The sequence below is a fragment of the Polaromonas sp. P3_B4 genome (genome assembly GCF_056402835.1).
Window position 1 is genome coordinate 300,233 of the sequence record NZ_JBFUGQ010000001.1, and the last position, 13,403, is coordinate 313,635.

Below are 13,403 nucleotides of genomic sequence, written 5' to 3' on the forward strand. Positions count from 1 at the left end.
CTATAATCCCGCTATTGCAGCCGACTCCCCAAAGCAGCGCTCTGGCCGCTGAAACAACGTGAATCAAAGACAAGCTGAATCTCCCATGGAGCAAAAGCCGATCGGCTACAACGTTCACACGGGCTCCGACCGGCAGGCAATGCTTGAGGCAATAGGGCTTTTTTCGGTGGAACAGCTGTTTGCCGATGTGCCGCAGCAGGTTCGCCTTCGGCGCGAGCTTGACATTCCTCCTGCCCTTAGCGAATGGGAGCTAATGCGTGATGTCACGGCGATGGCCGGGCTGAACCAGACAGTACTCACGCATTCAAATTTTCTCGGCAGCGGCGCCTACGAGCATTACATTCCGGCCGTTGTCGACGCCATCGTTTCCCGCGGCGAATTCCTTACGGCCTACACGCCTTATCAACCCGAAATGAGCCAGGGCCTGCTACAGGCCCTGTTTGAGTTTCAGGTGCTTGTGGGCCGCTTGCTGGGCCAGCAGTCCGTCAACTGCTCGGTGTATGACGGTGCGACGGCGCTTGCCGAATCGTGCTGGATGATGTGTTCAGCCACCGGTAAGCGCCGTATTGTGGTGGCTCAGGCCCTCTGGACCGAATATCGCGAAGTGTTGACTACCTATCTGGAGCCGCGTGGTGTTCGGCTCGATAGCGCAGGGCATGATGCTGGCACTGGCCAGATCGACGTCGCGGCCATAGCCGCATTGTTAGCGTCCGGCGATATCGCCGGTGTCGTGCTGCAAAGCCCCAATGCCCTTGGCGTCGTCGAGGATGTCGCAGCACTTTCGCCGATTTGCAAACAAGGGCAGGCACTGCTTGGGGTGTGTGTCAACCCGTTGCTTTGCGGCTGGATCGAAGCGCCTGGCAGGCTCGGAGCCGACATCGTTGTCTGCGAAGGCCAAACGCTTGGTTTACCGCTCAGTGCAGGCGGGCCTTATGTCGGCATCATTGCTTGCAGCAAACCACTTGAACGGTACCTGCCGGGCCGGCTGGTCGGCCGGGTGCACGACCTCAACGGAAAACTTGGTTACGCGCTGGTCAAGGAAGATCGCGAGCAGCACGTGGCACGCGACAAGGCTACCAGCCACATTTGTTCCAACCAGGCGCTCAATGCGATTCGCGTTGCAATCTACCTGGCGTGCCTGGGTGACGCAAATTTCATGCGAATCGCTGAGGCTAATGCGGCGAATGCAGCCCTGCTGCACGAGCTGCTGGTTGCGCTGCCCGGCGTCAGGTCGCTGCGCAGCGGCGCTTTTTTCAACGAATTTTCGATTGAATTGCCTGTTGCCGCCACGGCCTTTTGTGCGCGCATGCGCAAGCTCGGATTTTTCGCGGGTGTGCCCATCGCGGCTGCGTTGGCGGGCCACAAGAACGGCCTGCTGGTCGCGGTCACTGAAACCAAATCACGCGCTGATATCGAGGCTTATGCCACGCATGCGCGGGCTTGCCTGCAGGAGTGCTGAGATGGCTGCTACGTCCGCCTCCCAGACCATCACCGAATTGCACCGCTCTGGCGCGGCCAGCGATGTCTTTGCCGGACGCCTGTCCGGGAAGACGCCTGCGCTGCCGATTTTTGCACGAGCCCGTACCGCCATTGGGCTGCCCGAAGTCAGCGAGGTTGACGTCGTCAGGCATTTCACTCGCCTGAGCCAGGAGTCTCATGGTGTCGACAACGGGCCCTATCCGCTGGGCTCGTGCACGATGAAATACAACCCGAAGCGCAATGACGAGCTCGCACGTCTTTCTGGTTTTGCCAATGCCCACCCGATGCAGGATACCGACACGCTCGGCGGCGTCTGGGAAATGTACGAGAGGCTGCAGGCCATGATTTGCGAGGTTACGGGGATGGACGCCTGCTGCCTGGCACCTGCTGCCGGTGCCCATGGCGAACTCGCAGGCCTGCTGGTGATCCGTGCACATTTTGCGCGGCTGAATACCCGTCGCCCGGTGGTGCTGGTACCCGACTCGGCACATGGCACCAACCCGGCGTCGGCGGCCATGGCGGGCTTTGACTGCCGTATCGTGCCGTCCGACCTCAAGGGCCGGGTCGATCTTGCCGCGCTGCGCGGGATGTTGACCTCCGATGTCGCGGCTTTCATGTTGACCAATCCCTCAACTCTGGGCCTGTTTGAGGACCAGATCGTCGAGATTGCCGATGCGGTTCATGCCAACGGTTCATTGCTCTATTACGATGGTGCCAATCTCAATGCACTGATGGGTATCGTGCGTCCCGGCGACATGGGTTTTGACGTAGTTCACGTCAATGTGCACAAGACTTTTTCGACGCCGCATGGCGGCGGTGGACCGGGCGCCGGCCCGGTCGCGGTCAAGGCCGCGCTGGCTGCCTATCTGCCGAGCCCGGTCGCAGTTCGAAAGAACGGCGTGGCTCAACGAGACGACGACAGGCCGCTTTCCATCGGTCGCATGAAAAGCTTCCACGGCCATGTTGGTGTGTTGCTGCGTGCTTACGGCTACTTGCGCACTATGGGTGGGGCCGGCTTGCGCCAGGCGTCCGAAAATGCGGTGCTGAACGCCAATTACCTGCAGCACCGGCTGGCGCCAATGCTGCCGCCGGTTTACGACCAGTTCTGCAAGCATGAAACCCTGTTGTCGGGCGAGAAGCTCAATACATCGGCACGCCAGTTCGCCAAGCGGCTCATCGATTACGGCATCCATCCGCCAACGCTGGTAGGTGCGGGCTGCGTTTATTTCCCGGGTGACCTCAAGTCGGCGATGTTGATCGAGCCAACCGAAACAGAGACCAAGGCCAGCCTGGACTACCAGGTGGAAATTTTCCAGCGGGTCTTTGATGAGGATGCTACCGATGAAGCGCTTGTCGAAAGTGCACCGCTGAGCCGAAAAATTGCACGAATTGATTTGAAGACTTAAGGATTTGCCATGTGTGGAATAGCTGGCGTGGTCAACGCTGCGGGTACGACCAAAGATGATGTCTGGAAGATGATCGACTGCATCAAGTACCGTGGGGTCGATGAGCAGGGGGTGGAGGACCTTGGGCAGGCGGTGCTGGGTCACGCACGACTTGCAGTGGTGGATCCCGAAAACGGCATGCAGCCCATGTCGAGTACCGACGGCAAGGTCTGGGTTGTTTTCAACGGCGAAATCTTCAATTTCATTGAGTTGCGCGAACAGCTCAAGGCCAAGGGCTACAAGTTCAAGTCGCGCTGCGACACCGAGGTGCTGGTGCACCTTTGGTGCGAAAAAGGCGAAAAAATGCTCGACGACCTGGTCGGCATGTTCGCTTTTTTTATCTGGGACCAACGAACAGAAACCGGCATGCTTGCGCGTGACCGCCAGGGCATCAAGCCGTGCTTTTATGCCCCTTACCAAGGCGGCTTGGCTTTCGCCAGTGAAATAAAGGCCATCCTTGCACTGCCGAAATTTAAACGCAAAGTCAATGAATCCGCGCTTGGCAATGTCTTTACCTTCAACTATTGCCCTCCGCCGGAGACTTGCTTTGAGGGCATTCGCCATCTGCCGCCCGGCACTTTTATGCGCTATGGAGCGGGAAAATTCTCCGAACCGGTGCGCTACTGGAGCTGGCCCCTCGATGGTCCGCGTGTTGAAGCGTCTCAGGAACAGCTTGAGCAGGCACTTAACGAGGCAATCAAGCTGCAAATGAGGTTTGACGTCGACGGTGGCCTGTTTCTTTCTGGCGGTGTCGACTCGTCGGTGATCGCCAATCGGCTGGTGCCGCAATGGAACCGGCCGCAACTCGATGCAATCGGCTTACGCATCGAGGACAAGGGGTTTTCGGAGTACTCCTATGCTGAGCGTGTGGCATCGGAGCTCGATATCAATCTGAAGCCGCTTGATATCAAGCCAGCCGACATTCCTGAGATTGCACAAACTGTGGTGCGGCACGCGGAACAGCCACACGGTGATTTTTCATTTTTTTTATTCTTCCTGCTCTCGCGTGAGGCACACAAGCAGGGAAAAATCGTGATGTTCACGGGTGATGGACCTGACGAGGTGATGCTCGGCTTCCGTCACAACGAACAGTTTTTCTCGGAAATGACACGCACCAATTTTCCGATGCGCAGCTACTTCGACCTGATCAGCTACAGCACCGAAAAAGACCGTCAGCGGATGATGAGCCCGGCTTTTTTCCCGCACACCCAGGGCGCCCTGGACAGGTTTATGGAAATCATCGAGCCATTCGGCGACCTTGAGCCGGCAGAGCAGGTTGCAGCCTATGAACTCAACTCACTCATGCCGGGCAATAATTCGGTCAAGGGTGACCGTATGGGAGCCTGCTGGTCAATCGAGGGCCGTGCACCTTTTCTCGACCACCGGGTCAGCGAAATGTTTGCACGCCTACCAGTGACTTCAAAGTTCCGCGATGGCATCGGCAAGCATTTTCTCAAGCAGGCCGCGGCGAGCTATTTCGACCACGATTTCGTCTTCCGTCCCAAGACCATGCCGACCCTGCCGATTGGCGAGTGGATCAAAGGGCCGCTTTATACCTGGGCACGCGAAGTGCTGAACCTGCCTGATGGCGGCCGCTTCGACCGCAATGAGCTGCTGGTGATGCTGGAGGAGCACCGCAGTGGTTTGCATAACCATACGAAACAGCTACGTACTCTGTTGATGACGAAGCTCTGGTTGCAGGAATTTTTTCCCGAAAACGCATAATTAAAGACGGAAGGCCGGACATGGCAGATTTTGATTACTACCTCGCGCAGTTTGTCGATATTCATGGCCGGCCCAAGGCAAAGTTGGTGCCTGGCAAGCACAAGGAAATGATTTTTGGGGCGGGGGCGGGCTTCGCGGGCTTTGCGATTGCCGGTATGGGAATGGGTCCACATGGCCAGGAGTTCATGGCCGTCGGTGACCGCGACAGCGTGCGTCCCGTGCCCTGGATGCCGTCGACGGCCAGCGTGAGCTGCGATGGACATGTCGATGGCAAACCACATGCGCTTGATTCACGCGTCATCGCCAAGAAGGCGATTGCCGCCTTTCGCGAGGCCACGGGCCTTGAATTTTTCTCCGGCCTCGAACCCGAGTTTTTTCTGCTCAAAGCAACTGCTGCTGGTGGATACGAGGTTGCCACCGGCTCGGAGTCGCTCGACAAGCCTTGTTACGACTTCCGGCACCTGTCGTCGGTGTCTGAATTTCTCATGGAGTTGCGCGCCGCACTCGAGGGGGCGAATATCGACGTGTATCAGATTGACCATGAAGACGCAAACGGTCAATTTGAGATGAACTTCACCTATGCAGATGGTCTGCGCACAGCAGACAACCTGACCTACTTCAAAATGGCAGCGACGGCGATCGCGAAAAAACACGGCATGCTGTGTTCGTTCATGCCGAAACCGTTTGCCGAACGCTCGGGCAGCGGTCTGCATATGCACATGTCGGCGGGCAAAAAATTTGGTGACAACGCTTTTGAAGATAAGGCTGATCCGGGCGGCATGAATTTGAGTCCCTTGGCCTATCATTTCCTTGGCGGGCTGATGGCTCATGCCCCGGGGTTGACCGCGATCGCCGCTCCATGCGTCAACTCCTACAAGCGACTGGTCTCGCGCGGCTCGCGCTCTGGTGCTACCTGGGCGCCGGTCAATATTGCCTGGGGTAATAACAACCGGACCGCGTTTGTCCGTATTCCGGGGGGGCGGCTTGAGTTGCGCGTTCCTGACGCCTCATCAAATCCTTATCTCCTGACCGCTGCCATCATTTATGCGGGTCTGGACGGCATCAAGCGTAAGCTTGATCCTGGGATGCCGTGCAACGAAAATCTTTACCAACTGAGATCGGATGAGCTGGATGCACGCGGGATTCAGCGGTTGCCGGCTTCGCTGCCAAATGCACTTGATGCGTTGGAATCTGATGAAGCATTGTGTGCCGGGCTTGGTCAAGCCTTTGTCGACGAGTTCACACGGCTTAAGCACCTTGAGTGCGACGAATTGTTGCTCCATATCGCGCCGGCTGAGTTCCGGCGATACGTTGATTTTTATTGACGGACTGCATTGCGTCATGCCGTGTGTTCGGTCAAGCCAAAGGTTTCCAAGCTGGCCAAATTCGCACGCTAGAAAAACCGTTCGTCCCATGCGTGTTCATCGATGAGAGTGCTCTTTGTCAGTTATGGTGGCGGGCATATCGAAATGTGCCTGCCCRTAATGCGAGCGTTACGCCAGCTTTCGCCAGCTATTGAACTTCGGCTTATGGCGCTGACCACTGCTTTCGCAGTTGCCCACGATGCTGGCGAGATGGCGCTTGGTTACCGTGATTTTTGCGATCCTGCAGAGTGGGAGCGGATCAAGGCCTATGGTCATCAAATGATGCGAGGCCAATCTCACCCATCGATAGATACATCTGAGTCTCTGGCTTACCTTGGTCTCAATTTTGCCGAACTCGTTGATGAGTTGGGCGAGGAGGATGCTTGGGCGCGCTGGCACAGTCAGGGACGCCAGGGATTTATGCCATTGCGATTTTTCGAGCGAGTACTCGGTAGGGTTCGTCCAGACGTAGTCGTTACGACTAATTCACCGCGCAGTGAGCAGGCTGCCGTTGCTGTTGCTATTGAGCTTGGCATTCCCACTTTGTCAATGCTTGATCTGTTCGCGCTGGCGAGTGATCCGTTTTTGCGACGAAAGATTTACGCCGACCGGTTGACTGTGCTGAACGAAGGGGTTAAGGCCAATTTGGTGAATGCGGGGTTTAATGCGGACCGGTTATTCGTGACCGGTAATCCGGCATTCGATGTTTTGGGCACGTCGACGGCGCGGCAAGCTGGCGAGACATTTCGCCGGTCGATGGGCTGGGATAAAAAAAATATCGTGCTGTGGGCGGGCCACCTGGAGGCTCCCGACGCTTTGCCGCACGAGTTCGCCGGTACCGGTCTGGCGCGGCTGGTGCAGGATTGTCTGGTGTCTTGGCTTGACTCTCGTCCTGATGCCGCGCTTGTTATTCGTTATCATCCCAACGAATGGCACCGCTTTCCGGTGCCGCAGGGAGTTCCGCGGCTACATTGGAGTCAACCCCAAATCGAACCGCTACTGCCTGTGTTGTTGGCGGCGGACCAGGTCATCGTTCAGGGAAGCACCGTCGGGGCGCAGGCCTATTTTGCCGGGAAACGTTTGATCAATATCACCTTTTCGCCTTTTGTCAAAAGCACAGGCCTTGATTACCAAGCCCTCGGCCTGGCTGACGGTGCGTCTGACATCGCCATGCTCCAACAACGACTTGACGAGGGTTTGGACCACCGCTGTCGGGAGTTGTCGGCTGCACGCGAAGTACCGGAAGCGGCGACCGCCGTGGCGTTGCATATTTTGCAGCTTGTGAAAGGGCACGGTCATGGGCATGCCGGATAAGTTGTCTCTGCTCGGTATTATCCTGGCGCGGGGTGGGAGCAAGCGGTTGCCCGGGAAAAACATTCGGATGCTGCAGGGCAAACCTGTATTGGCGTGGAGCATCGACGCCGCGCGTTCGGCGCATTCGCTCGACAAGGTTATGGTGTCGACGGACTCGTCATCCATCGCTGATGTCGCGTCTCGTTTTGGTGCCGAGGTGCCCTTCCTGCGACCTGCCGAGCTTGCGGGTGACGATTGCAGTTCGGTGGATGCGGTGTTGCACGCGCTCGATTATTGGCATGACCATGGGCATGAATTTGATGCCGTAATCCTGCTTGAACCGACTTCGCCATTGCGCGCGAGTGGTGACATCGACGCGGTGGCTGCACTGTTAGCACGTCACTGGGATGTGGCCGACGCTGTGGTTTCGGTCGGCGAGGTTCAACTCGAGAAACCCGATGTCATGAAAGTCGTCGGTGCTGACGGCTATCTCTCGAAGTGGGGCGACGCTGTGCCGCCTGCCGCCGACGTTGCTGGGTCTGTCGCCTATTTTCCATATGGCGTGGCTTATGCGATTAAGACTGCGGTGCTTCGCCGCGATATGACTTTTTATCCGCGCAACGTGATGGGCTACAAAATTCAGCGATGGCAAAACTATGAGATCGATGATGAATTCGACTTTGCATGTGTCGAAGCCATCATCCAACATTTCAAGGGAGAGTTGCCATGAAGGCATTGGTGATTGGCCTCGGATCGATGGGTAAACGACGTATTCGTTGTCTGCAACATCATGCGGTGACATCGATCTGCGGCTTCGATAGGGCCCCGGAGCGTCGTGCAGCGGCTGCCGCACAGTACGGAATCAAGACTGTCGAGACCTTGCAGTCGACCGATCTGCAGGCATTCGACGTGATATTGATCTGCACACCACCGGATCAGCATCATACGGCGATGGCATGGGCCATCGACGCTTATCGCCCTTGTTTCGTGGAAGCCAGTGTAATTCGCGATCCATTGCCGGAGCTGCTTGAACGAGCTTACCGTCATAAGGTATTGATCGCGCCGTCCTGCACGCTTCGATTTCATCCGGCGATTCGCGACATAGCCGCCATCGTGAAATCCCAGCGTTATGGCAAGGTTTGCAATTTCTCCTATCACTGCGGGCAGTATCTGCCAGATTGGCATCCTTGGGAAAAAGTCAGCGATTATTATGTTTCTCAGCCGCTGACCGGCGGTGCGCGGGAAATTGTGCCGTTCGAGTTGACCTGGATGGTCGAGGTGTTTGGTTGGCCGCTAGCGGTACAGGGCCTTCGGATGAGGACCACCGACGTAGGTGCGCCTATCGACGACACTTACGCCTCGTTGCTGAGCTTCGGCGGATTTGTCGGAACCATGGTAGTTGACGTTGTGGCTCGCCAAGCGGTGCGCAGGCTTACCTTGAATTTCGAACGTGCGTCACTTTACTGGGACTGGGACGAAGCTCGGGTGCGCGTGTATGAAGCAGACGCCGGGCGCGTGCTCGAGCTGCATCAGCCAAAGATGGCCGCTCAAGTCGGGTACAACCGGAACATCGGCGAAGCAATGTATCTTGATGAAGTGGGCAGTTTTCTTGCTGCGGTGCGAGGCGAATCAGTGTTTTCGCACAACCTTGCGGCGGATATTCGTGTGTTGGAATTGCTTGAAACCATCGAAAACGGTGTCATAACCTGACCGTTGAATAGAAAGGCTTTCGAACCATGAGCATGTCATTCCGCGAGCGCTTGCATCGAGTCATCCCTGGCGGCGCTCATACCTATTCGCGTGGGGACGACCAGTATCCAGCGAACGCACCGGAGATATTGATCAGCGGCAAGGGGGCTTACGTCAAGGCCGCCGATGGACGGACATTTCTGGACTATGGGATGGGCTTGCGCGCGGTTACGCTCGGCTATGCCGACGATAGGGTGAATCGCGCGGCCATGGGAGGTATGTCGCTTGGTGTCAACCTGACCCGCGCTTCTGTGCTGGAACTGGAAGCGGCTGAGCGCCTGGTTGCGTTAATTGATGGCGCGGACATGGTGAAGTTCGCCAAAAACGGCTCGAATGTCACGACGGCTGCCGCAAAGGTGGCTCGGGCCTACACGGGCAGGCAGTACATCTGTGTACCGCGCCAGCATCCATTTTTTTCGTTTGACGACTGGTTTATCGGAGCGACCCAGCTCAAGCGCGGCATTCCGCCGATTCATCATCAGACCACGCTGCTCTTCGACTACAACAATATCGCAAGTCTGCAGGCGTTGTTTGATGCGCATCCGGGAAACATCGCCGGAGTGATGCTTGAACCAGCCACTACGGTCGGTCCTTGCCCGGAATGTGCTTCGGCCAATCGCATGGCGCCTCCTGACTGCCAACGTTGCCCGGGCCACGCAGGCAATTTTCTGCTACAGGTACAGGCGTTGTGCCGACGCGACGGCGCATTGTTCATTCTCGACGAAATGATCACTGGATTTCGCTGGCATCTCAAGGGCGCGCAGTATTTGTTCGGCGTTAGCCCGGACCTGACAACCTTCGGTAAAGGCATGGCCAACGGTTTTGCCATGGCCGCGCTGGTCGGCCGGCGTGAGGTCATGGAAGTTGGTGGCATCAACCGTCCCGGCCAGGAGCGCACTTTCCTGATCTCGACGACTCATGGCGGCGAAATGTCGAGTCTCGCCGCGTTTATGGAAACTGTCAGCATCTATGAGGAGTTGCCGGTTGTTGAGCATTTATGGAGTTTCGGTCGCGAGCTTATCGAAGGGCTTGAAGCGCTCGCGCGCGAGGCTGGTGTCGACCATTCATTCCAGATTCAAGGCAATGCAATTTCCATGAACTACCTGACGCTTGACGCACAAGGTCAGGCAGATCTCAGGCTGCGCACGCTTTTTTCACAGGAGATGATACGCGGCGGGGTGTTGATGCCATGGATCGCGCCGAGCTACGCACATAACCAGGCGGACCTTGACCGGACGATGCAGGCGGCACAGAAGGCCTTCGGAATCTACGCGCAGGCGCTCGAGAACGGCACACAGGGCCTGTTGATCGGTGATCCTATCAAGCCAGTGTTCCGGCAATATAACTAGGGCGGAGGGCGGCGTATGAGCGATCCATTCGGGCTTGATGGGAAAGTCGTCGTCGTTACGGGCGCGGCGGGCATTATCGGGCGTCAAATTAGCGCGGCCTTTATCGAAGCTGGCGCTCGGGTGTTCGCACTCGACCGTGATGCCGACCTTCTTGAGAAAAGCCTCGGTCCGGCGCATGAGGGTCTGCTGACCTGCGCAACAGACATTGCCCGACAGGATGACGTAAAACATGCGTTCGAGTTGTTGTTCGCAAAATGGGGCACCCCGGATGTACTGCTAAACAATGCAGCGACCAAAAGCGAAAACTTTTTCGAGCCTTTCGAAACCTTTCCGATTGACGAATGGAATGAGGTGATGTCGGTCAATCTGACCGGCGCAATGCTTTGTGCGCAGGTGTTCGGCGGTGCGATGGCGCATCGTGGCGGCGGCAGCATTGTAAACACCCTGTCAATCTATGGCATTGTCGCGCCTGACCAGCGCATTTATGAAGGCTCGGAATATCTTGGTCGGGCGATTAACACTCCCGCCATCTACGCCGCCAGCAAGGCCGGTCTATGGGGACTAACAAAATACCTGGCGGCGTACTGGGGCCATCGTGGTGTGCGCGTGAATGCCGTGACGCCAGGCGGTGTATTTAGCGGACAAAATAATACATTTGTGGAAAACTATTCGCGCCGCACTCCCCTGGGGCGCATGGGCGGAGCCGATGACATGGTCAATGCAATGCGCTACCTCAGCAGCGATGCCGCAAAATATGTGACGGGTCATAATTTGGTCGTTGATGGCGGGTGGACCGCATGGTAGGGAACGAAGCGGCGAAGCCGGTTTTTCTGATTGCCGAGGCGGGAGTCAACCATAACGGCGAGCTTACGATGGCGTTACGTCTGTGCGATGCGGCGAAAGCGTCAGGTGCGGATGCGGTCAAATTTCAGACTTTCCGGGCCGAAGACCTGGTCATTCGTGGTGCTCCGACAGCGGAGTACCAGGAGCGTCAAACAGGTGCTCAAGACCAGTTCGCGATGCTTGCGAAGCTGGAGTTGTCTGAGGCACAGCACGGGGAGATCAAAAAGTATTGCGATGCCATCGGCATCGAATTTTTCTCTACGCCGTTTTCTGTCGATGCCGTTGACATGTTGGTCCGTCTCGGTGTCGGGCGGCTTAAGCTGTCTTCGGGCGAACTTACACATCGCACACTGGTTGAACATGCGGCGGCGACCGGGTTGCCGCTCATCATTTCCACAGGCATGGGGACGATGGCAGAAATTCGCGAGGCGCTCGGCTGGATCGGTGCCGCACGCGGTGGCCTGCACGATGTCGTGGTATTGCATTGCACTTCTGCCTACCCGGCGCCTGATAGCAGTTTGAACCTTCTGGCGCTGGCAAGCATGGCGCAAGATCTCGGGCTTGCCACCGGCTACTCAGACCATAGTATGGGCGTCGAAGCATCCCTCGCTGCGGTGGCGATAGGCGCCAGCGTGATCGAAAAGCATATTACTTTGGACCGCACGCTTCCCGGGCCAGATCACAGCGCTTCTCTTGAGCCTGGTGAATTTTTGCGCATGGCGCAAGGTATAAGACGGGTTAGTGCGATGCTGGGTGACGGCCTTAAACAACCGCTTCCCGAGGAGATTGACACTGCTCGTGTCGCCCGACGCAGTGTCGTTGCTGCGGTTGACATAGCGCCCGGGGAAGTTGTGCTTGCAACCATGCTGGCCTGCCGGCGGCCGGCGACCGGTATCGCGCCACGGGATTTTCAGCGTGTCGTTGGCCGACGCTCGCTCGTCGCAATTCCTGCGGATTCGGTTATTCAATGGAATCAGCTCTCCGATTCGGAAGGCGATTGAGTGCCATGGGCGAATATCGGCGAAAAATCATCTACCTGAGCGGAACGCGGGCCGACTTTGGCTTGATGCGGAGTACGCTGATCGAAACCGCACGGCTTGCCGGTCTCAGTGTGGCAGTCACCGGCATGCATCTCGACGCCCGTTACGGCAACACCATTGAAGATATTCGCGATGCCGGTCTGCGCATTTGTGGGGAGATTCCTGTCGATGTTTCAACGCGCAGCCCGCAGAGCATGTCTGCCGGTATCGCCGAGTGCCTCAAGGGACTGACCGTCCTGCTTGATCGTGAACGTCCGGACCTGTTGGTCGTATTGGGTGATCGTGGCGAGATGTTGGCAGGAGCGATTGCCGCCTTGCATCTGGGAATTGTTTGTGTGCATGTTCATGGCGGCGAGCGATCTGGTACGGTTGATGAACCAGTCAGGCACGCAATCAGCAAACTGGCTACCTACCATCTTGTAGCCACCGAGCAGTCACGGGAGCGGTTGATTCGTATGGGCGAGCCGCAGCAGCGGATTTATGTGACGGGCGCCCCCGGCCTTGATGATTTGGCGCAGGACGCGGACATTTCTCCCGAAGCGTGTCGGGAGAGCCTTGGTCTGTCGGCAGGGGCCTTCGTGCTGGCTGTGTTTCACCCAGTGGTGCAGCAGGCGGGGGATGCTTGTGGGCAGACTACCGCGCTGTTGCAGGCGCTGGGTAAGACAGGTCTGCCGGTAGTCTGGTTGGAGCCTAATGCCGATGCCGGCTCCGGTGACATTTTGAAAGCGCTCGACGAAGTGGCACTTCCCGCCGGGTCTCGCCGGTTCCGTCATTTAAAGCGCAATCTATTTTGTGCGGCCATGAGACATTGTGCTGTGATGGTCGGAAACTCGTCTGCTGGGATTATCGAATCCGCCTCCTTCGGTACACCGGTGGTCAACGTCGGTGATCGCCAGAGACTTAGGGAAAGAAATGCCAATGTACAGGATGTCCCCGTAGAAGCCGGCGCGATCACTGTCGCGATTGCCGAAGCGTTGAGGCACGGAAAATGGCCGTGTGACAATAGGTATGGTGATGGGCTGTCGGGTCCGCGTATTGCGAGCCATCTTGTCGACCTTTCTCTGGACCGTTCAGTGCTTGAGAAAATCAATTCCTATTGAGTAAATATAGCCGCCA

At 57.2% G+C, this 13,403-nt stretch carries 11 protein-coding genes; all 11 read left to right on the forward strand.

The window, feature by feature from the left end; translation table 11 throughout:
* The first annotated feature begins 58 nt into the window (after nt 1–58).
* The 11 genes from gcvPA to neuC all read left to right on the forward strand — a co-directional run bounded on the left by gcvPA (nt 59) and on the right by neuC (nt 13,387).
* Nucleotides 59–1,459 carry an aminomethyl-transferring glycine dehydrogenase subunit GcvPA gene (gene gcvPA / locus AC1DVV_RS01375; RefSeq protein WP_477707092.1) on the forward strand — a complete coding sequence of 467 codons (1,401 nt, stop codon included), beginning with the start codon at nt 59–61 and terminating at the stop codon, nt 1,457–1,459.
* Between the two features lies 1 nt (nt 1,460).
* A complete protein-coding gene (gene gcvPB, locus AC1DVV_RS01380) occupies nt 1,461–2,885 on the forward strand; it encodes an aminomethyl-transferring glycine dehydrogenase subunit GcvPB (protein ID WP_457279364.1) in 1,425 nt (474 codons plus the stop codon).
* Between the two features lie 9 nt (nt 2,886–2,894).
* A complete protein-coding gene (asnB, locus tag AC1DVV_RS01385) occupies nt 2,895–4,649 on the forward strand; it encodes an asparagine synthase (glutamine-hydrolyzing) (RefSeq protein ID WP_457279363.1) in 1,755 nt (584 codons plus the stop codon).
* 20 nt (nt 4,650–4,669) lie between these two features.
* Entirely contained in the window at nt 4,670–5,974 is a 1,305-nt protein-coding gene (glnT, locus tag AC1DVV_RS01390) for a type III glutamate--ammonia ligase (RefSeq protein WP_457279362.1), read from the forward strand.
* 204 nt (nt 5,975–6,178) lie between these two features.
* On the forward strand, nt 6,179–7,327 hold the full coding sequence (locus AC1DVV_RS01395) for a UDP-glycosyltransferase (protein WP_477666248.1): 1,149 nt from the start codon (nt 6,179–6,181) through the stop codon (nt 7,325–7,327).
* Nucleotides 7,311–8,036, forward strand: a complete 726-nt coding sequence (locus AC1DVV_RS01400) for an acylneuraminate cytidylyltransferase family protein (RefSeq protein WP_477702641.1) — start codon at nt 7,311–7,313, stop codon at nt 8,034–8,036. The genes AC1DVV_RS01395 and AC1DVV_RS01400 overlap by 17 nt, the downstream gene beginning before the upstream one ends.
* Entirely contained in the window at nt 8,033–9,016 is a 984-nt protein-coding gene (locus AC1DVV_RS01405) for a Gfo/Idh/MocA family protein (protein ID WP_477688766.1), read from the forward strand. Before AC1DVV_RS01400 ends, AC1DVV_RS01405 begins: the two co-directional genes overlap by 4 nt.
* 26 nt (nt 9,017–9,042) lie before the next feature.
* The gene (locus AC1DVV_RS01410) at nt 9,043–10,404 is read left to right on the forward strand and encodes a glutamate-1-semialdehyde 2,1-aminomutase (protein ID WP_477707093.1); all 1,362 of its coding nucleotides are present in this window, start codon (nt 9,043–9,045) and stop codon (nt 10,402–10,404) included.
* A 15-nt stretch (nt 10,405–10,419) separates the two neighbouring features.
* Complete coding sequence (locus tag AC1DVV_RS01415; RefSeq protein ID WP_457279357.1) at nt 10,420–11,208, forward strand: SDR family oxidoreductase; 789 nt, start codon at nt 10,420–10,422, stop codon at nt 11,206–11,208.
* The gene (gene neuB / locus AC1DVV_RS01420) at nt 11,202–12,248 is read left to right on the forward strand and encodes an N-acetylneuraminate synthase (protein ID WP_457279356.1); all 1,047 of its coding nucleotides are present in this window, start codon (nt 11,202–11,204) and stop codon (nt 12,246–12,248) included. The genes AC1DVV_RS01415 and neuB overlap by 7 nt, the downstream gene beginning before the upstream one ends.
* Before the next feature lie 5 nt (nt 12,249–12,253).
* Nucleotides 12,254–13,387 carry a UDP-N-acetylglucosamine 2-epimerase gene (gene neuC / locus AC1DVV_RS01425; protein WP_477666392.1) on the forward strand — a complete coding sequence of 378 codons (1,134 nt, stop codon included), beginning with the start codon at nt 12,254–12,256 and terminating at the stop codon, nt 13,385–13,387.
* Nucleotides 13,388–13,403: the final 16 nt, after the last annotated feature.